At 72.0% G+C, this 21060-nt stretch carries 13 protein-coding genes; all 13 read left to right on the top strand.

Features of this window, described 5'->3' with window-relative positions:
- Window positions 1-15 precede the first annotated feature (15 nt).
- Genes HNR67_RS41220 through HNR67_RS41160 form a run of 13 tightly spaced genes read left to right on the top strand, consistent with a single transcriptional unit; the run spans window position 16 to window position 21052 of the window.
- Window positions 16-1908, top strand: coding sequence for an ATP-binding protein (locus HNR67_RS41220; RefSeq protein WP_312989281.1), 1893 nt, complete (start codon window positions 16-18; stop codon window positions 1906-1908).
- On the top strand, window positions 1899-2147 hold the full coding sequence (locus HNR67_RS41215; RefSeq protein ID WP_185009118.1) for a hypothetical protein: 249 nt from the start codon (window positions 1899-1901) through the stop codon (window positions 2145-2147). The genes HNR67_RS41220 and HNR67_RS41215 overlap by 10 nt, the downstream gene beginning before the upstream one ends.
- On the top strand, window positions 2144-7978 hold the full coding sequence (locus tag HNR67_RS41210; protein WP_185009117.1) for an eCIS core domain-containing protein: 5835 nt from the start codon (window positions 2144-2146) through the stop codon (window positions 7976-7978). The genes HNR67_RS41215 and HNR67_RS41210 overlap by 4 nt, the downstream gene beginning before the upstream one ends.
- Window positions 7975-8574 carry a HEAT repeat domain-containing protein gene (locus tag HNR67_RS41205; RefSeq protein ID WP_185009115.1) on the top strand — a complete coding sequence of 200 codons (600 nt, stop codon included), beginning with the start codon at window positions 7975-7977 and terminating at the stop codon, window positions 8572-8574. The genes HNR67_RS41210 and HNR67_RS41205 overlap by 4 nt, the downstream gene beginning before the upstream one ends.
- Window positions 8571-9209, top strand: coding sequence for a hypothetical protein (locus HNR67_RS41200; protein ID WP_185009113.1), 639 nt, complete (start codon window positions 8571-8573; stop codon window positions 9207-9209). The genes HNR67_RS41205 and HNR67_RS41200 overlap by 4 nt, the downstream gene beginning before the upstream one ends.
- 14 nt (window positions 9210-9223) lie before the next feature.
- Window positions 9224-9568, top strand: a complete 345-nt coding sequence (locus tag HNR67_RS41195) for a LysM domain-containing protein (RefSeq protein WP_185009111.1) — start codon at window positions 9224-9226, stop codon at window positions 9566-9568.
- Between the two features lie 2 nt (window positions 9569-9570).
- Window positions 9571-10704 carry a hypothetical protein gene (locus tag HNR67_RS41190; protein ID WP_185009109.1) on the top strand — a complete coding sequence of 378 codons (1134 nt, stop codon included), beginning with the start codon at window positions 9571-9573 and terminating at the stop codon, window positions 10702-10704.
- A gap of 19 nt (window positions 10705-10723) precedes the next feature.
- A complete protein-coding gene (locus HNR67_RS41185) occupies window positions 10724-11242 on the top strand; it encodes a phage baseplate assembly protein V (protein ID WP_185009107.1) in 519 nt (172 codons plus the stop codon).
- Between the two features lie 14 nt (window positions 11243-11256).
- Window positions 11257-11589 carry a hypothetical protein gene (locus HNR67_RS41180; RefSeq protein WP_185009105.1) on the top strand — a complete coding sequence of 111 codons (333 nt, stop codon included), beginning with the start codon at window positions 11257-11259 and terminating at the stop codon, window positions 11587-11589.
- 1 nt (window position 11590) lies between these two features.
- Complete coding sequence (locus HNR67_RS41175; protein ID WP_185009103.1) at window positions 11591-12016, top strand: GPW/gp25 family protein; 426 nt, start codon at window positions 11591-11593, stop codon at window positions 12014-12016.
- Window positions 12013-15183, top strand: a complete 3171-nt coding sequence (locus HNR67_RS41170; protein WP_312989276.1) for a putative baseplate assembly protein — start codon at window positions 12013-12015, stop codon at window positions 15181-15183. Before HNR67_RS41175 ends, HNR67_RS41170 begins: the two co-directional genes overlap by 4 nt.
- On the top strand, window positions 15180-18917 hold the full coding sequence (locus HNR67_RS46570) for a putative baseplate assembly protein (protein ID WP_185009101.1): 3738 nt from the start codon (window positions 15180-15182) through the stop codon (window positions 18915-18917). Before HNR67_RS41170 ends, HNR67_RS46570 begins: the two co-directional genes overlap by 4 nt.
- Complete coding sequence (locus HNR67_RS41160) at window positions 18917-21052, top strand: hypothetical protein (protein ID WP_185009099.1); 2136 nt, start codon at window positions 18917-18919, stop codon at window positions 21050-21052. The genes HNR67_RS46570 and HNR67_RS41160 overlap by 1 nt, the downstream gene beginning before the upstream one ends.
- The last annotated feature ends 8 nt before the right edge of the window (window positions 21053-21060 follow it).

Below are 21060 nucleotides of genomic sequence, written 5' to 3'. Positions count from 1 at the left end.
AGAGGGGGTCGGCGGGTGCACCAGGACGCGGTGGTCACTGCGGTGCGCCGGGTGCTCGCGCGCCTGGACGCGCATGCCGCCGGCCTCGATCAGGCCGCGGAAGGCGTTGCGGCGGCCGGGGAACTGACCGCATTGGACGCGCTGTGCGTGTGCTTCGGGCTGTCCGGCTTCGAGCGCGATGTGCTGCTGCTGTGCGCGGCGATGGAACTCGACCCCAGCACCGCGGCCCGCTGCGCCGCCGCGGCCGGTGACCCCGAACGCGGCTACCCGACCTTCTCCCTGGCCCTGGCCGCGCTGGCCGAACCGCACTGGAGCGCGCTGCCGCCGATCGCGCCACTGCGCCGCTGGCTGCTGCTGGAACCCGAACCCGGCGGGCTGACCACCGCGCGGCTGCGGATCAGCGAGCGGGTGCTGCATTTCCTGGTCGGACTGCCCTATGTGGACACCCGGCTGCACGGGCTGGTGCGCCGGGTGCGCGCCGAGGCCGAGCTGCCGGACTCGCAGTGGCGCTCGGCGCAGGCACTGCTCGCGCACTGGCACGAGCCGGACGGCCTGCCGCAGGCCGAACTGGCCGGGGCCGACGAGCGCACCCGCTGGGAGGTGGCCGCGGCCGCCGCCGATCAGGGCGGGCTGGCGCTGCACGTGCTGCGCGCCGAGGACCTGCCGACCGATCCGGCCGAACGGGAGCTGCTCGGGCGGCTGTGGGAGCGGGAGGCGCTGTTGCTGCCCGCGGCGTTGCTGATCGAGGTCACCGAGGCCACCCCTGCGCAGCGGGCGGCGGTGGAGCGGTTCACCCACGGGCTGGGCGCGCCGGTGGTGGTCTCCAGCACCGATCCGATCTCCGGCGACCCCAGGGGCCGGGCCCGGATCAGCGTGCCCGCGGCGAGTGAGGACGAGCAGCGCGGGCTCTGGGCCGGGGCGCTCAACGGGTCCGGCGCGGCCATGTCCGAGACCGACCTGCGCCGGCTGACCGCCCAGTTCTCCTTGCCCGGCCACGTGATCCGGGCCGCCGGCGAGTCGGTGCGGCGGGGTGCGGGCGAGGGCGGCGACCCGGCCGCGCTGGCCTGGCAGGCCGGTCTGGCGCACGCCAGGGTGGCCCTGGAGGAGCTGGGCCGACGGGTCGAACCGCGGGCGGAGTGGGCGGATCTGGTGCTGCCCCAGCCGCAGCAGACCATCCTGCGGGAGATCATCGCGCACGTCCGGCAGCGCGCGGTGGTGCACCAGGACTGGGGCTTCGAGAAGGTGCTGCGGCGCGGGCTCGGCGTCACCGCGCTCTTCGCCGGGGGCAGCGGCACCGGCAAGACCCTGGCCGCCGAGGTGCTGGCCGGACGGCTCGGGCTGGACCTGTTCGTGGTGGACCTGTCCCAGGTGGTCAGCAAGTACATCGGGGAGACCGAGAAGAACCTGCGCCGGGTCTTCGACGCGGCCGAACGCGGTGGCGCGCTGCTGCTCTTCGACGAGGCCGACGCCCTCTTCGGCAAGCGCAGCGAGATCAAGGACAGCCACGACCGCTACGCCAACATCGAGGTCAGCTACCTGCTGATGCGGATGGAGTCCTACCGCGGCCTGGCCATCCTGACCACCAACATGAAGAAGGCGCTGGATTCGGCGTTCCTGCGGCGGATCCGGTTCGTGGTCGACTTCCCGTTCCCCGGCCCGGCCGAACGCGCCGAGATCTGGCGCCGGGTCATCCCGGCCAGCACCCCCACCGACGGCCTGGACATGCGGAAGCTGGCCCAGCTCACCGTGGCTGGCGGCAGCATCCGCAACGTCGCGCTGTCCGCGGCCTTCCTGGCGGCGGAGGCGGGTCAGGCGCTGTCCATGCGGCATCTGCTGGCCGCCGCGCGCACCGAGTACCTGAAGCTGGAGCGCGCGCTCACCCCGCCGGAGGTGGCCGGATGGGTGTGAACATCGAGATCGGCGAGCTGGCGCTGACCGGCTTCGGCTCGATCAACGCCGACCGGGTGGCCGAGTCCTTCCAGCGGGAACTGACCCGGCTGCTCACCGAACATCCCGTTCCGTTCACCGGACGGGAAATCGACCTGGTGGGCGGGGCGCCGCCGCTACCGCCCACCAGGTCGGCCCGCAGGCTCGGTCAGGCACTGGCCAGGGCGGTCCACAGTGGACTGCTGGAGGCGGGTCCATGACCAGATCCGTCGAGCGCCGCCCGGCCGGGCCGCCGGAGCGGAAGAAGCCGGAGGCCACCGCGGCCAGGGCCCCGCGCGAACTCCGCGAGGTGCTGGCCGCCCCCGGCCACCCGGTCGACCCCGGCCTGCGCCGGGAGCTGGAAACCAGGCTGGGCCACGATTTCAGCCGGGTCCGGGTGCACACCGACCAGGACGCGGCCACCGTTGCCGAGCTGGTCGGCGCGGAGGCGGTCACCGTCGGCCAGGACATCTTCTTCGCCAAGGGCCGCTACCGCCCGGAAACCGTCGACGGCCGCCACCTGCTGACCCACGAACTGCTGCACACCATCCAGACCCCGCACCCCATGGGCGAACTGGCCGCGGGCCGTGACCCTGGCGCGGTCAGCACCCCAGAGCAGCCGGCCGAACGCGAGGCCGAGGCACTGGCCGAACAACCGGGCGAGGTCAGGGAGAAGGCCAGGACGGCCGGCTGGATGCGCTACGCCACGGTCACCGCCGACCACCTGCGCACCGAACGCCTCGACCCGGCCACGCTGGTGGATCGCCTGGTGGCGGCGGTGTTGCGGAGCCTGCGCGGGGACCCGACGGATGCCTCCGGGCGGGTGCGGTTACAGCTGGGGCGGTTCACGCCGGAGCTGCGGGAGACGGTGCTGGCCCGGTTGGAGCGACGGCTGCCGTCGGCGGAGTACCTGCGGGTGCTGGCGCTGATGGCCGAGGTCGACCAGACCGCGGCCGCGCCGGAGGTGGAGAACGCCGTCGTGCCCGAGCCGGTGGTGGAAACGCCCACGCCGGAACCCGAACCGGAACCCGAGCCCGAGCCGGAACCCCAGCCACAGCCGCAGGAACCGGAAACCGAGCCGGAGGCGCCGGAACCCCAGCCCGAGCCGGAGCCGGAGAAACCCGAGGAACCGGAGCCGGAGAAGAAGGAAGCGGAGGAGGAGAAGCCCGAAGAGCAGCCGCGGCCGGAGCCGGGGCAACCCGCTCCGGAACAGGCTGCCCAGGAACCCGTCGCCCAGCCCGCAGCCCAGTTGCCGGGCGCGCCCACCGCGGCGGGCCCACCGGCCGGTGCGACCCCGGAACCACTTGCCGCACGGGCTGATCCACGCGAGCCAGCGGTGCAACCGGAACGCGTCGAGGCCGCCGTCACCGGCCCGGAAAGCCCACTGGCCCGCCACGGCCTGCTGGAACGCGAGCAACCCACCGAGGAACCCCCGGAACAGGAGCAGCCACTCGGCCTGGAGCCCGGCGCGGAGTCCGAAGTGGACACTCCGGACCCGGAGCCGCCGGAGCAGCCCGCCCAGCCGGAACTGACGGCCGCGGACCACCTCCCGGCTGGGGACCTGGATGTCTCGCGGGTGCCGACCGCGGATCAGCTGACGCTGCCAGCAGGGGGCACGCCACCGGCTCCGGCGCAGGCGCCGAGTTTCCCCGCGCCACCACCGACCAAGGCCGAGCAGACCCCGGAACAGCCGGAGCTGGACGACCCGGAACCCGAGGCCCCGGCCGCCGCCGAACCGGCCCCCGCCCCCGGATCGGGCACCGCCGTCGAGCCGGAGTCAGCCCCGGCGGAAGCCGCACCGCCCCCGCAGGCCACTCCGGCGGAACCGGCCGCGCTCGGCGTCGCTGACCCCGTCCCGTCCGCCGAATCGGCCGGGATGCCCGGCACCGCAACGGAATCCGGTCCTGCTCAGGAGCCGATGTCCGGTGCGGGCGGCGGTGTCCAGGACGGCCTCGGCAGCCAGCCCGATCTGGGTGCCCCCGGCGGCGCCGGTCCTGACGCTTCCGGCCCGGACACCCCCGGCCTCGGCGCTCCTGGCCCCGACACCACCGCCGCCCCCGGTCCCGAGGCGTCGCTCGAACCCGGCGGCGGCGCCTGCGCCGGAGCCCCCGAAGCCACAACCACGGCCGCCGCCCCCGAATCCGCCCCGGCCGGCGGAGGCGGCGCTCCGGCCCCCGCCGCAGCCCCGGCCGAACAGCAACCCGCCACCCCCGACGTCTCCGGCCAGCCCCCGGAAGCCGCGCTCGCCGCCGTGGGCACGCTGCCCATCGACCGCATGCAGACCTCGCTGTCCCAGGTCGACGCCTCGATCACCCGCAGCGTCGGCGAGGAGCAGTCCGCGCTGCAGGCGGCGCCGCCCAGCATGCAGCGACCGGTCGGTGCGCCGCAGACCCTCGACGGGCCGCCGACGGTGGCGCCGCAGGGTGATCCGGAGCGGGCCAGGCTGGAGCGGGCCCAGGCCGAGGAGGCGGATCGGCAGCAGCAGGTCAAGGCGGAGCAGGTCCGCAGCGAGCAGCAGCCGGTGCCGCGGCCGCACCTGGCCGGGGACACCCAGGGCAAGGTCACCCCCGGCGATGTGCAGAACGTGCAGCAGGCCGTGCGGAATGTGCCGACCACCGATCCGGCGATGAACACCACGGTCGCGCCGCCGCCGAAGGTCGAACTGACCGGACAGGCCGATCCGGTGCGCACCGACGAGCAGCAGCACAAGCTCGCCGAGCAGTCCGGTCAGCTGCACAACGACGGGCGCGCGGAGTCGGTCAAACCCCTTGGCGAGGACCAGATCTTCCCGAACGTGCCGGTGGAAACCCTGGCCGCCGAGGTGCCAGCGCCCGCCGGTGGCCAGGCCGCGCCCGGTCCCGGTGGCCCCACGGCGAACCAGGGCATCGCCGTTGTCGCGCAACAGGAACGCGGTCCGCAGGTGCAGGCCGCGGTGTCCCAGGGCCAGGGACAGCTGGGCGCGGAACGGCAGGGGCATCAGCAGTCGGTGGCGCGGGAGAACGCCAGGCACGAGTCCGAGGTGACCCGCACCGTCGCGGAGAACTCGCAGGCCCAGGCCGCCGAACGGGGCAAGGTCGCCACCGACGCCGCGGCCAAACGGGAGGAATGGCGGGCCGAGCAGGACCAGAAGATCGAGGAGAACAACGAACAGGCGGTCAAGGAGCACGGCAAGGCCAACGGCGAGGTCGTCAAGCGCAAGACCGAGACCGACGAGGCCAACGCGCGCCTGGAGACCGAGGAGAACGACAAGATCCAGCGCGAGCGCCGGGACGCCGAGCGCAAGGCCGAGGAGGAGAAGCGGCGCAAGGAGAAGGAGGCCGAGGGCGGCGGCTTCTTCAGCTGGCTGGCCGCCAAGGTCACCTCCTTCTTCAACGACCTGCTCGACGCGGTCACCGGCTTCTTCAACGCCGCCATCCAGGCGATCAACAACATCGTCCGGACCTTCACCGACCTGGTCACCAAGGCCATCGACTTCGTCCGCGACGCCATCGTCACCCTGATCAACACCCTGGCCGACGTGCTGATCGCGCTCTGCGACGTGCTCGCGGTGTTCTTCCCCGAACTGGCCGCCCGCATCCGCAAGGGCATCGAGGACCTGCGCGACGCCGCCATCGCCACCGTCAACGCACTGGCCGACACCCTCAAGGCAGGCGTCAAAGCCCTCCTGGACCTGCTCGCCAAGGCCCTCACCGGCCTGCTCCGCCTGCTGGAAACCGCGCTCAAGGCGGCGATCGAGGCGGTCCGCGGCGCGGTCAACGCCGCCATCGAGTTCGCCAAAGCTGCCATCCAGCTGCTCGGCGAGTTCGCCGCGATCATCGCCGACATCGCCGCCGACGGCGTCGGCACCTGGCTCGGCAAACTCGGCGGCGGCGCCCGCGACGGCGTGCAGAACCATTTGTGGGGCGCCATCCAGACCGGCGTCAAGGAGTGGTTCAACGGCAAGGTCGAAGAAGTCCTCGGCCTGGGCAAAGCCATCATGGACACCCTGGTCCGCGGCTGCCTGTCCATCGGCAAGATCGCCAAAATGGCCTGGGACGGCATCATCGCCGCCCTCCCCACCATCATCATCCAGGTAGTAGTCGAACGCCTGGTCTCCCTGATCATCCCCGCCGCCGGCGCCATCCTGGCCATCGTCCAGGGCCTCATCGCCGCCTGGGGCACCGTAAGCCGAATCCTGGCCGCCATCGGCGCCTTCATCGCCTTCCTCAAGGCCGTCCGCGCCGGCCCGGCAGCAGCCCTGTTCGCGAAGGCGGTCGCGGCGGGTGTGGTGGCGTTGCTGGAGTTCATCACCAACTTCCTGATGACGAAGTTGAAGGGGGCGGCGAAGGGGGTTGGCAGCACGCTCAAGGGGATCGCGGCCCGGATCGGGCGTGGGCTGGGGCGGGCTGCGCGGGGGACTCGGCGGGTGGCGGGGAACGCGGTCAACTCGGCTCGGCGGGGGCTTCGGTCGGCTAGTCAGGCGTTGCGGGCGCCTCGGCGGGGGGCGGCGCCGGTGGGGCGGCGGCGGCCGGGTGGGCCGGTGGCGGGGACCAGGGGACGGCCGGGGGGTGTTCGGCGACCGGCTGTGCCGGGGCGGCGACCGTCCATGGTGGACAGAGCGAAGGGGGCGGTGCGGACCGGGCTGAACCGGGTTCGTAACGCGGCCAAGGCGTTGGGGACGCGGCTGCGGAACAGCCGGGTCGGCCGGGCACTGGCCAACGGGGCACGCCGGATGCGCGAACGCTACAACCGGCTCCGGAACCGGTGGCGGGAACGCAGGCGGCAGCGGCAGGAACAGCGGAGGAAGCGGGCGGACCAGCGCAATTCACCGCAGGCCAAGCAACAGCGGCTCGCTCTGATCGTGGCCAGGCTCCGGCCCAGACTGGCCCGGCTGCTGAACCGGGGTGTCGGCTCACTGGTGCTCCGGACCACCCTGGCCGTGTTGCGCGCCTGGTACCGGCTCACTGGACTGGCCGCCGAGGGCGCGAACAGCTTCAACATCCGCGCCTGGCTCAACCCGGTCGACAACGTCATCAATGGCGTCAAGTTCGACATCCGCGAGTTCGTCACCTACCTGGACGCGCTGGGCAAGGCGGTGGTCGCCGCGGGTGAGCAGACCGCCTCGCCTGACGTCCGACGCGGAGAGTTCGACTTCAAGAGCAAGGACCGGTCCATGCTCAGCCCGGCCGCCGCCGCGCAGCTCCCCGCGGATCGCCGGCGAGCAGTCGTGGAGGTGTTGCCCGGTGCTCGTGGCCACGACGTGCAGGCCGAGTTGACCAGGGACAAGCGTGGAAACGTGGGCAGTCTCAACATCGTTCGCTTCCTCGACCAAAGCCAGCGGTACCGGGCCGACGCGCCTCGTATTCAGGGCGGCCGCTGGGTGAAGGCGGCCGGCAGCGGAAAGACCTTCCCGGTCGGCTGGAACACGCCCAACCAGATTGTGCACCTCACCGATCCGGTGACCGGGAAAACGAAGGGCTGGTCCTACGCGGAACTGGACAAGAAGCTCGCCGAAATGACACCCAAGCAGCAACGGACACTGGCCGCTGCCGCACTGCAACGCCTTGGCGGGCAGACCCCGATCGGCCCGCAGGGACCGCTGGCCGACCAGTTGACCACCTGGATCGTGCAGCAGGAGGGGCGGCGCAACCCCGCCGCGATGGTCACCTCGGCCCTGGCCCTGGAGGCGTCGGCCAGGAAGCCACGCAGCGGCGCACCTGACTCGCGGCTATCCGACGCGATCGCCGACCTGCCGATGCGCAGCGACGCCGACCGGCCGGACCAGCCCAGTGCCGGCGCGCAGCAACGTGCGCGTGAACTCGACAAGTTCATCGAGAACAAGCGCACTCCGTCCGAGCGGATGACCGAAGGCGCGCAACGGCTGGCCAACCAGCAGTTCAACCTCGTGCGGCTGTGGGTGCAGCAACTCGACATTCTCGCGGGCACCGGATCGGACGAGGCAGCCATCAGAAAGCGTGTCTACGAACAGATTCGGGCGCATATTTTCCGGATCTACAATCTCACCGCCCAGGAGAAAGCCTTTGTCAACGCGCGGGTGAGGATTCCATCATGATCTTCGGTGACGACATTTCCCGGCCGCGGGTGCTTCGGGTGCTGCCCGGCGAGGACGAGGTGGCCGCCTACGCCGCTGAACAGGAATGGGATCCGATCAGCTTCCGCCAGGCGGACCCGGCACAGGGGGTCAACTATGAGGTGGTCTGGCTGACCGAGGACAACCTGACCCTGCACTACCGCCAGGATTACGTTTCCCGTTCGGCCTGTTTCCTCTTCGCCGGTGACGACCCGGAGCTTGCCGAGCACCTTGCCGCGGAGATGGACACCGCGCTGGACGCCTATTCGGTCGAGGAACTCATCGATGCGGCGACAACCACGACCGAGCCGCCGGAACGTGGCCGGGCGTTGCTGCGCCTGGGATTCGGTTCCCCGCCCACGGCCGATGACCGGATCCTGCCGGTAATCACGGCGGGGCTGCGCGACCCGGATCCGGACCTGCGGCGCACCGCGATCTGGGCCACGACCTACGCCCCCTGGCCGCAGTACCGCGCACCCCTGGCTGAACTCGCCACCGGCGAGCCAGTACCGGATGTGCGTGATCTCGCGCAGGCCACGCTGCAGATCCTGGAGAGACGGGAGCAGGACGACACATGACCAGATATCTCGACATCCCCAAACCCATCCGCTCCGGCATAGTCGTCGTCGACCCCGACCGAGGCACCCCGCAACGCGTCATCGTCATGCAGTTCAACCCAGACACCCTCGAACGCACCCTCGCCCCCCAAGCCTCCGGTGCCGAACAAGGCGACCGCACCGAAGCCCTACGCCTCAAGGGCCCCGCGATCGAGACCTGGAAGTTCACCGCCGAGATCGACGCCACCGATCAGCTCGACGTGCCCGCGCCCTTCGGTATCCACCCCCAGCTCGCCGTGCTGGAAATGCTCGTGCACCCCACCAGCGGTCAGCTCCGCGCGAACCAGCGACTGGCCGCCGCCGGCACGTTGGAGATCGCGCCGATGGAGACCCCGTTGACGTTGTTCGTGTGGGGGACGCGGCGGGTCATGCCGGTGCGGATCACCGAGCTGGCTATCACCGAAGAAGCGTTCGACCCGGAGCTGAATCCGATTCGGGCGGCGGTGAGCCTGGGGCTACGAGTGTTGTCGGTCAACGATTTGCCCGCTGGGCATCGGGGGGCCGAGTTGTACCTGGCGCATCTGGCGCAGAAGGAGCGGTTGGGGGCGGCCGGTGGGGCTGGGCGGTTGGCGCAGCTTGGGTTGCCGAGCATCTAGGGGAGGGGTTGAGGATGACTGATCCGCTTGAGTTCCTGCCTGATCCGACGGCTTATCCGCGGACCAGCCGGTACTACGGGATCCCGACCGCGGAGCTGGTTTCCGGGGATGGGCGGCGGGTTCCGTATCTGACCCGGCGGTTGTTGCCGGATCCGGCCGGGTTCGCCGAGATCGGGGAGCACGTGGTGCGGGAGGGGGAGCGGGCCGAGCTGATCGCGGCCCGGCAGTTCGGCGACGCTGGGCAGTGGTGGCGGATCGCGGACGCGAATCCGGTGCTGGACCCGAGGGAGCTGGCCGAGCCGGGGCGGCGGTTGCGGATCACGTTGCCGGCCGGGGTTCCCGGGCCGGTGCTGGACTAGCCATGGCCGCCGATCGCACACCCATTCACCTGACCCTGTTGCTGGGCAGGCGGATTCCGGTGCCCGCGCCGCGCGAGGTGACCGAGGCCCTGCTCTCCGCGCAGGTCACCGTCACCGCGGGGCAGCGCAGCGGGTTCCAGCTCTCCTTCGACCTGGCCAAGAAGGGGCTCATCCACAACGTGTTGCTGCCCGCCGGGTTCTTCGACCCGAAGGTGCGGGTGGTGCTGATGGCCACCGTGCGCGGGACGCCGACGGTGCTGATGGACGGGGTGTGCATCCGGCAGGAGGTGGGGATCAGCAACCAGCCGGGGCAGTCGACGCTGACCGTCACCGGCGAGGACCTGACCGTGCTGATGGACCTGGAGGAGCGGGAGGGTGTGCCGTTCCCGGCGATGCCGCCCTCGGCCCGGGTGGCCGCGATCATCGCGCAGTACGCGAGCTACGGCATCGTGCCGGTGGTCGTCCCGGAGTTGTTCCCGCAGGCGGCCATGCCCACCCAGCGGATCGACTTCCAGAAGGGCACCGATCTCGGTTACCTCAACGAGCTGGCCAAGGCCAACGGGTACGTCTTCTACCTCGATCCGGGACCCGCGCCGGGTGTCAGCAAGGGGTACTGGGGGCCCGAGGTGCGGCTGGGGGTGCCGCAGCACGCGCTCACCGTCAACTCGGACGGATCGTCCACAGTGGACCAACTCACCTTCAGCTTCGACGGGGCCGCCCGCGAACAACCCGTGGCCATGGTGCAGATCCCGTTCACCCGGATCTCCGCGCCGGTGCCGGTCCCCCAGGTGAGCGTGCTGCGACCGCCGTTGGCGGCCCGGCCCGCGCCGGCGCTGAAGAAGAAGGTCATCGCGCACACCGCCAAGAAGGACACCCCGATGGCACTGGCCGAGACCCTGGCCAAGGCGGCCGAGTCCGCGGACGCGGTCACCGGGTCCGGGCAGCTGGACGTGGTGCGGTACGGGCATGTGCTCCGGCCGCGGGAACTGGTCGGCGTGCGCGGCGCCGGCATCACCTACGACGGCCTCTACTACGTCAAGAGCGTCACGCACAACCTCCAGCGCGGCAGCTACACGCAGAACTTCACCCTCGCCCGCGAAGGCCTGATCGCCCTGCAGCCCAGGGTGATCCCGTGAACCCGCCAGGAGAACGCCGATGAGTCCTGAGCCCAACCGGTACCTCGGCAAGTTCCGGGGCACGGTGGTGGTCAACGTGGATCCGCTGCGCCAGGGCCGGATCCAGGTCCAGGTGCCGGATGTGCTCGGCAGCGTGCCCTCGTCCTGGGCCATGCCCTGCCTGCCGGTGGCCGGGCCGCAGATGGGGCAGTACGTGGTGCCGCCGGTCGGCGCGGGGGTGTGGGTGGAGTTCGAGCAGGGCGATCCGAGCTTCCCGATCTGGACCGGCTGCTGGTACGGCTCCCAGGCCGAGGTGCCCGCGGTGGCCCTGCTGGGACCGCCGATCACACCGAACATGGTGCTGCAGACCGTTGCCGGGCATCACGTCCTGCTCTCCGACCAGCCCGGCAACGCCGGGATCACCCTGCGCACCAGCACCGGCGCCAGCCTGTCCGTCACCGACCGGGGAATCGTGCTCGACAACGGGCAGGGCGCGGTGATCTCGATGGTCGGCGCGACCGTCACGGTGAACCAGGGAGCGCTCACCGTCAGCACCTGAATGGGGGTCAAGGCATGTCGATGAACCTGTTGCACGTCAACGCGACCGTCACCTGTCCGCACGGCGGCCAGGCCACCGTGTCGCCAGGACAGAACCGGGTGGCGGTGAGCAGCCAGCTGGTCGCGGTCCAGTCCGACATCTACACGATCAGCGGCTGCCCGTTCACCGTCGGCTCGAAACCCCAGCCCTGCTTGACGATCCGCTGGGTCCGGCCGTCGGTGTCGATCAAGGTCAACGGGGTGCCAGCGCTGCTGGAGGACTCGGTCGGGCTGTGCCTGAGCGCCGAGCAGATCCCGCAGGGGCCACCGCGGATCGTCACCGTGCAGCGCAGGGCGGGGGGACGCTGAGATGGGTGCCAGAGCAGACAAGCGGATCGTGGAGTTACCGGCCGCGCGGACCAGGGTGGGCCGGCTGGACTGGGCGTTCCCGTTCCGGATCGACAGCCGCGGCCGCACCGCCGACCGCGGGTACGACGACCACGTGCGGGACATGATCGAGGAGCTGCTGTTCACCAGCCCCGGCGAACGGGTGATGCGACCGGACTTCGGCTGCGGGCTGCTGGACCTGGTGTTCGCGCCGAACAGCCCCGAATTCGCCTCCGCGCTCCAGCTCTCCGTGCAGGCCGGGTTGCAGCGCTGGCTCGGCGACGTGATCGACATCTACTCGCTTGAGGTGCTCAGCGAGGAGAACGTGCTGCGCGTGCACCTGGTCTACCTGGTCCGGCCCACCGGCACCCAGCGCACCGACGTGTTCGAGCGGAGGGGGACCCAGTGACGGCCGAACAACAGTGCCGGGTCGACGGGCGACGACGCCGGATCAGGACGCAGCGGTGGAACGGGATCGACGGGGTGGAGGTCGCCGACGACGGCCGCACGCTCACAGTCACCTTCCTCGGCAAGGCGCCCAAGGACCTGGCCCGGAACAACTTCCGCATCGACGGCGGGCGGCGGATCACCGGGTTGCGGGTGGTCGAGGTGCGGCTGGAGGCCCAGGCGGACCCGGAGCTGGACGACCGGGTGCACCTGAGCCTGGACCGGCCAGGCGACGCCTCCACCTACACACTGCACCTGGTGCGCCCCAACGCCTACGGCCGCCCCGGGGTGGAGCCCTACCCCGGCTTCGACCCGCGCTACGCGAGCGCGAGCTTCGACTTCCGGCGCACCTGTCCGTCCGATGTGGACTGTCGCCAGGAACCCTGCCCGCCGTCGGCGGCCGGTCCGGCGCCGGAGATCAACTACCTGGCCAGGGACTACGACACACTGCGCCGCCTGCTGCTGGACCGGATGACGCTGACCGTGCCGACCTGGCTGGAACGGCATGTGCCCGACCTCGGCGTGACCCTGGTCGAACTGCTCGCCTACGCCGGTGACCAGCTCGGTTACCGCCAGGACGCGGTCGCCACCGAGGCATACCTGGACACCGCCCGCCGCCGCACCTCCGTCCGCCGCCACGCCCGGCTGGTCGACTACGCCATGCACGACGGCTGCAACGCCCGCGCCTGGGTGGCCCTGGAGACCGCGCGCACGCACACCCTGGAGGCCGGGGACTACCGGTTCGTCAGCATCGACCTCAGCCACCTGCCACCCGGCGAACGCCCCGAGATCAGCACCGTGCTCTCCGACGAGGAGCTGGAAACCCTGCCGCCCGGCGCGGTGGTCGAGGTCTTCGAGCCGGTCCGGCGCTGCCCGCTCACCGTTCGCCCCGAGCACAACCTGATCCGCTTCTGGACCTGGGGCGATGCGGAATGCTGCCTGCCACTGGGCGCCACCGCGGCCACCCTGCGCGATGCCTGGCAGGGCGGGGAGACCGCGCGCACCCGGCAACGGGCCCTGCACCTCAAACCCGGTGACGTGATCATCATCGAGGAGGTCCGCGGCCCGGTCACCGGCGCGGCCGCCGACGCTGATCCCACCCACCGCCAGGCCGTCCGGCTCACCTCGGTGACCCCCGGCTGCGACGACCTCTACGACCAGCCGGTCCTGGAGGTCACCTGGTCCGCCGAGGACGCGCTCACCTTCAGCGTCTGCCTGTCCGCGGTCGGCGGCCCGGACTGCTGCCTGCTCACCGACCTGAGTGTGGTGCGCGGCAACGTGTTGCTGGTCGACCACGGCCGCTCGCTCACCTTCTGCGGTGCAGGCCCCGAGGAGGTCCTGGTGCCACCGGGCCCGGTCGATCCGCCGAGCTGTGCGCCACCGGAGTTCGGCTGCCCGGACCGCGCCGCCGCCGATCCCACCATCGGCCACCTGCAATCCCTGATCAGCCAGACCGCCGAGCACGAACCACTGGACCCCGACGACGTCCGCCGTCTCAACGCGGTCTTCGGCGCGGCCGCGGTGGCCAGGGCCGGCCTGGGCATCTCGCTCTCCCGCGACAGCACCGAGCACGAGGTGGTGCGGCCGGAGGTGATCGCCGACCAGCACACCGCGTTGCGCACCCTGCTCGCCCAGGTCACCTACCCGCCGCTGCCCCGCCCGTTCCGGCCGATCCTGCGCAACACCCCGGTCACCCAGCGGGTGGTGTTCCCGTTGCCGCGCATCGTGGCCACGGCCCAGGCCGAACGGCTGCGCGAGATCCCCGGCCGGGTGCACGACTGGCTCACCGCACTGTGGCGGGACGCCCGCGACGGCACCCCGCCGGACCGCCGCGAACTCGCCGCGCTGGCCGTGCTGTTCACCGAGAAACTCCTGGCCCAGCTCGACATCGGCGAACGCCCCGAACCCGCACTGCGCGAACTGCTGGCCCGCCAGGAGGAACTGCTCAAGCCCAAACTCGACCGGCTGCGCGTGCTGTCCGGCCGGGCCGCCGCCGGAGTGGTCCTGGACGACGGGATCGCCTGGGAGATCAGGCAGAGCTGGGGCCGCGAACACGCCGAGGGCCTGCACCCCGGATCGCAGGCACTGGCCGGATCCGCCCGCTCCGCACTCCGCACCGACCCGCGCAGCGCACTGCCCGCGGTGCTGGTCACCGAACAGGCCGAGGACCAGGGCGATCCACCAGGTCCACAGTGGACACCCCGGCGCGAGCTGCTGGCCAGCGGACCGCGGGACCGGCACTTCGTCGGCGAGCTGACCGAGGACAACCCGGCCCGGCTGCAACTCCGCTTCGGCGACGGCAAACGCGGCCTGGCGCCCCGGCCGGGCAGCACGGTGGAGATCGCCTACCGGGTCGGCACCGGGGTCGCGGGCAACGTCGGCGCGGAGGCCATCACCCACCTCGCCCTGTGCTGTGGGGCCATGACCGACGGCGTGACGAGAGTCCGCAACCCGCTCGCCGCGGTCGGTGGTGTCGAACCCGAGCCCATCGACGAAGTCCGGCAACTGGCCCCGCTCGCACCCCGGCGCAGTCTGGTGCGCGCGGTCACCGCCGCCGACTACGCCCGCCTGGCCGGTGAAGTGCCTGGCGTGCAACGGGCCGCGGCCCAACTGCGCTGGAACGGCAGTGGCAAGGAGGCGCACGTGGCCGTCGACCCGCTCGGCGCCGGCGTGCCCAGCCCGGCGTTGCTCGCCGCGGTCGCCGCCGCACTGGAACCCGCCCGCCGGATCGGCCACCGCCTCTTCGTCAACCCGGCCGCGCTGGTGCCACTGGACATCGAGCTGTTCGTCTGCGTTGACCACGGCTACCAGCGCGGACACGTGCTCGCCGCCCTGCGCGCGGCCTTCGGCACCCGGCGATTGCCGGATGGCGCACTCGGCTTCTTCCACCCCGACGCGCTCAGCTTCGGCGAACCGGTCCGGGTCTCCCGGCTCGTCGCCCGCGCCGCCGCCATCCCCGGCGTGGTCACCGCCCAGGTCCGCCGCCTGCGCCGCCGCTTCGGCCAGGACAACGGCGAACTCGCCGCCGGGCTGCTGCCCTTGGGGCCCTTGGAGATCGGCCAGCTCGACAACGACCCCGACCGGCCGGAGAACGGCCGCCTGACCTTCGTGCTCGGAGGTGCCCGGTGACGAACGACTGTTGCGCCGACTGCTGTGCCGGGATCGCGGTGCGGACCCCGGTCGAGGTGATCAACCCGCCGTCCCGCACCGAGATCACGCACCGGGTCGGCACCCACGCGGAGTTCCTGGCCGGCATGCGCGCCCGGCTGTCCAGCCCCGCCTACCCTGCGCTGGCCGCGCTCACCGTGCGCGGCACCGAGGATCCGGCGATCGGCCTGCTGGACGCGGGCGCGGTGCTCGGCGACCTGCTCACCTTCTACACCGAGCGGATCGCCAACGAGGGCTACCTGCGCACCGCCACCGAGGAGCGCTCACTCACCCTGCTCGGCCGTCTGGTCGGCCACACCCCGCGCCCCGGGGTGGCCGCGGGCGCGTTCCTGGCCTACACCCTGGACGCCGATCCCAGGCAGGGCAGGGACTTCCAGGTCCGCATCCCGCGTGGCGCGCGCACCCAGAGCGTGCCGGGGCCGGGGGAGGAGCCGCAGTCCTTCGAGACCATCGAGGACCTGCTCGCCCGCTGGTCCTGGAACGACCTGCGGGTCCGGCAGACCCGGCCCTACCAGTTCACCATGGACGACCTGGGCAAGCGCCGATCCGTGCACATCGCCGGGGTCTCGGCCAACCTCAAACCCGGCGACCAGCTGCTGTTCGTCTTCGGCGCCGAACCCGGCCGCCAGCAACACACCGTGGTGCCGGGCGTCACCCTGGACCGGGACCGCGACGTCACCACCATCGGCCTGCCCCAGCCCGCGCTGCCCACCCTGGCCGAGCTGCACAAGGACCTCGTCGCCGAGTTGAAGAAGCTCGTCGACCCGGACCCGGCCGACCCGGAACAACCGCCGGAGGTGGTGCGGCGCAGCGCGATCCTGCGCCGCCTGGTCGAGGGCCCGGTGACCGGGCTGTGGCGGATCAGGGACACCCTCACCACGCCGACCCGCTTCGTCAAGGAGGTGGCCGTGCTGCGCGAACGCGTGGCCGAGACCACCGCCCTGGCCGAGCACTACGTGCACATCGCCACCTGGCTGAAATCCTTCGACCAGACCCTGGGCACGCTGGAGACCACCGCCCGCAAGCTGGAACCCGCGCAGGACTGGGAACCCGAGCAGGAACGCCTGTACCACGCCCTAGCCCTGGACGCCCCGGTCCCCGGGCGCAGTGACGCCGTGCTCGGCCTGGGTGCCCTGCTCGGCGCACTACGCACCAGCGCCGCCCGGCCACCCGCCGGATCCCGTTACCTGGCAAGGGAACTGGCCCGGATCTACGCGCCGGGCTCGGACCTCGGCGCCCAGCTGCTGTCCGCTTTGGACGATCGACTCCGGGACAGCCTCTACCCGGCCTGGCGGCAGACCGACCTCAGCGCACCGCTCGCCCTGCAGGAACTGCACGCGATGCGGGTGGTCGCCACCCCCTTCGGCGCCACCGCCCCGCCCGAACTCCGGGTCTCCGGCGGCGTGGCCACCCCGCAGGAATGGTCGCTGCGCTCGCTGCAAACACTGCGGCTGCGGGTGGACTACGACGCCGAGGTGCACACCACCAGGGTGGTGCTGCACTTCATCGCGGGCAACGGGGCCTGGGAACACATCCTCACCGACCTCACCGAGGAGGTCACCGTCGACCTCGGCCCCGGCCAGTTCACCTTCACCCCGGCCACCGGCAAGATCACCTTCACCTTCAGCAAGGAACTGCCCGAACGCAAGGTCGAGGTGTTCGAGCAGAACGCGGAGAGCAAGATCAGGGTCCGGCTCACCGGCGAGGCGCTGCCGGTGATCGAGCACAACCTGGCCGTCGGCGACGAACCCTGGTGGCAGGAGCACGGCGAGGGTTTCCTGGCCCGCTTCCAGCGCATCGCGGCCACCGTCGGACCGCCGAGAACCGTGGAGCACGTGGACTTCACCATCCAGACCTACGCGCTCACCCCGAGCCGGATCCTGGCCCTGGACGGCGTGTACGAGGGCATCGGCCCCGGCAGCTGGGTGGTGATCACCAGGCCGCGCAAGGGCAGGGAGATCGGCGGCGACGAGAAGCTGTCCACCGTCACCGCCAGGGTCACCACCGCCCGCACCATCGCCAAGCAGGCATTCGGGATCAGCGCCAAGGTCACCGAACTGACCCTGGACCGGCCCTGGCTGGACAAGCAGGACACCCTGCTCTCGCACCTGCGCGACGCCACCGTCTACGCCCGCGGCGACCGGCTGGAACTGGCCGAGGAGCCGGTGCCGGAACCGGTGGCGGGCAACGTGATCGAGCTGGCCGAGCTGTACGACGGCCTCACCCCTGGCCGCTGGGTGATCGTCACCGGCGAACGAGCCGACCTGCCCGGCGGCACCACCGGCGTGCGCGGCACCGAACTGGCCATGATCGCCGGGGTGACCCAGAAGGTCGACCCCGCCAGGCCGGGCGAGCGGGTGCACACCGAGATCACCCTGGCCGCCCCACTGGCCCACCGCTACCTGCGCACCAGCGTGCGGGTGCACGGCAACGTGGTGCGGGCCACCCACGGCGCCACCCGCAACGAGCCGATCGGCAGCGGCGACGCCGGCAAACCGGGTCAGTCCTTCCTGCTCCGCCAGGGCCCGCTCACCTGGCTGGCCGCGGACAATCCCCTTGGCGCGGAAAGCACCCTGGAGATCCGCGTCGACGGGGTGCGCTGGCAGGAGGTGGACAGCCTGGCCGGGCGCGGCCCCACCGAACGCGTGTACGTGACCGCGCTGACCGACGCCGGCGCACTCAAGATCACCTTCGGCGACGGCAGGCACGGCGCCCGGCTGCCCACCGGCGTGGAGAACGTGCGGGCGAGCTACCGGGTCGGCCTCGGCAAGGCGGGCAATGTCACCGCGGGCCAGCTCACCCAGCTCACCACCCGCCCGCTCGGCGTCTCCGCGGTCACCAACCCGCTGCCCGCCGACGGCGGCGCCAACCGGGACGACGCGGGCCAGCTCCGCCGCAACATCCCGTTGCGGGTCACCGCGCTGGACCGCCTGGTCTCGGTGCCCGACTACGCCGATTTCGCCCGTGCCAGGGCGGGCATCGGCCGCGCCGAGGCCCGGCAGCTCCACAACGGCTCCCGCCAGGTCGTGCACGTCACGGTGGCGGGCACCGACGACATCCCGCTGCACCCCGACTCCGACATCGTCACCACCCTGCGGGCCGCCTTCACCGCGCACGGCGACGCCGGGCTGCCGGCCGAGGTCGCGGTGCGGGAACCGGTGCTGCTGGTCATCGCGGCCGACATCCGGGTGCACCCCGACCACTCCTGGGACCTGGTCGAACCCGCGGTGCGGGCCGCGCTGCTTGGCCGCCTTGGCTTCGCCGGCCGGGAACTCGGCCAGCCCGCCTACCTGTCCGAGGTGCTGGCCACCGCACAGGCCGTGCCCGGCGTGGACCACGTGGACGTGGACTCCTTCGCCGGGGTGCCCGGCAGCATCACACCCCTTGGCCTGCAACAGCTCGCCACCGATCTGGCCAGGCCGAACCCGGTCGTGCCTGCCCGGCTCGCCCAGTACACGGTGGACCGGTACACGGTGACCCCGGCCAGCGGGGAGCAGGACGAGACCCTCACCGCGGTCGCGGCCAAACACGGCATCACCGTGGCCGAACTGGTGCGGCTCAACCCCGACATCACCGACGCCACGCCACTGCCGCGCGGCCGGGTGGTCGTGGTCTTCCGCGGCGTGCGGCCCGCCCAGTTCGTGCTGCTGTCGCCCACCCTGCCGGACACGTTGATCCTGAAGGAGGTGCGGTGATGCCCGCACCCGATCCCGACCGCCTCTACGACCTGCTGCCGCAGTTCCACCGGTTGCGCGACGCCGAGACCGGCGGCCCGCTGCGCGCACTGCTGGCAGTGCTCGCCGAACAGGTCGAACTGGTCGACGCCGATGTCCAGGCGCTCTACGAGGACTGGTTCATCGAGACCGCGGCCGACTGGGCCGTGCCCTACCTCGGCGACCTCGTCGGCTACCGGATGCTGCGCGGCTACGAAGAAGCCGTAAGCCGCGGAGACCAAGCAGCGCAACGATTGGCCGCCAGGCTGGCCCCACGCGCCGACGTCGCCGACACGGTGGCCAACCGCCGCCGCAAGGGAACCCTGCCACTGCTGGAGGAACTCGCCCGCACCGTCGCCGACTGGCCCGCCCGCGCGGTCGAGATCCTGCCGCTGCTGGCCGCACACCAGCCGATCCGGCTCTACCCCAACAGCCGGGCCGCGGCCAACGCGCGCACCGGGTACGGCGGCGGCTACGTCGACGTGCGCCGCGGCGCCGACCTCGACCTGCTCGGCTCGCCCTTCGACAGCACCGCCCGCGGCTCCGCCGGCGCGCACGGACCGCCGGCGGTCGGCGTGTTCCTGTGGCGGCTCAAGCCCTACTCCATCACCCGCGCCCCGGCCTACTGCATCGACCGCGCGCGCAACCTGTTCACCTTCTCCATCCTCGGCAACAACCAGCCCCTGGTGGCCAACCCCGAACCCGAACCGGGACCCGCGCACCTGGCAGGCGCGGCCAACGTGCCCGCCTTCATCCGCCGCCGCGCCCTCGCCGACGCCCTGCCCGACTACTACGGACCGGGCAAGAGCTTCCAGATCTGGCGGGACGGCGAGGAAGAGCCGGTGCCACTGGCCGATCTGGTGGTGGCCGACCTGACCCGGTGGGCCTACCGCCCGCGCGGCAGGCAGGTCGCGGTGGACCCGGTGCTCGGCCGGATCGCGTTCAGCCCGCGCACCGCACCACGCACCGGCGTCTGGGTCACCTACCACCACGCCTTCAGCGACGACACCGGCGGCGGCGAGTACCCGCGCCCACATCAGTCCACTGTGGACAAATACCTGGTCGGGCCTGGCGAGCACGGCGGGATCATGGCCGCCTTCCGGCAGTGGCGGGCCGACCAGCAGCAGGGCCAGGCGGGTCCCGAGGCGGTCATCGAGATCACCGACAGCGGCGCCTACCAGGAGCAGATCGAATTCGCCCTGGAACCCGGCGAACGCCTCGAGGTCCGCGCCGCCGAAGGCACCCGGCCGGTGATCCGGCTGCTCGACTGGTACAGCAACCGCCCGGACGCACTGCTCGTCCGCGGCCCAGCCACCGAGGCCGAAACCGAGTCCGAGGACGGCTGTTGTCCGCCCAGGGCCAGGCTGGTGCTCGACGGCCTGCTCATCGCCGGCCGCGGCGTGCACGTCACCGGACCGCTCGGCGCGGTGGTGCTGCGGCACTGCACGCTCGTGCCCGGCTGGTCCCTGGAACCGCACTGCGAGCCCTCGCACCCCGAGGAACCCAGCCTGGTGCTGGAGGACACCACCGCCTGCGTGCAGATCGAACGCAGCATCCTGGGCACCATCCTGGTCATCGCCAACGAGGTCGACACCGACCCGCTGCCCATCCACCTCACCGACAGCGTCCTGGACGCCACCGCCACCGACCGCGAGGCGCTGTCCGCACCGGAGTGCAGGCACGCGCACGCGATCCTGTCCGTGCGGCGCAGCACCATCATCGGCGAGGTGCACACGCACGCCATCCGGCTCGGCGAGAACTCGATCTTCCACGGCCGGGTGCACGTGGCCCGGCGCGGCCTCGGCTGCCTCCGGTTCTGTTACAGCACACCGGGTTCGCGCACCCCGCGGCGATACCGGTGCCAGCCCGACGGCGTGCGCGGCGAGGTCGAGCAGCTGCGCGTGCGGCCCCGGTTCACCAGCACCCGCTACGGCACCCCCGGCTACGCCCAACTCGCCGCCGACTGCGCCGTGGAGATCAGCCGCGGCGCCGAGGACGGCAGTGAACTGGGCGCCTTCCACGACCTGTTCCAGCCGCAGCGCCTGGACAACCTGCGCGCCCGGCTCACCGAGTTCCTGCCTGCCGGCCTGACCGCCGCGACCATCTTCGTCTCGTAGAGGGGGAC

The sequence above is a fragment of the Crossiella cryophila genome, from assembly GCF_014204915.1.
GTDB lineage: Bacteria > Actinomycetota > Actinomycetes > Mycobacteriales > Pseudonocardiaceae > Crossiella > Crossiella cryophila.
This window is presented reverse-complemented; position numbering and strand designations above follow the sequence as displayed.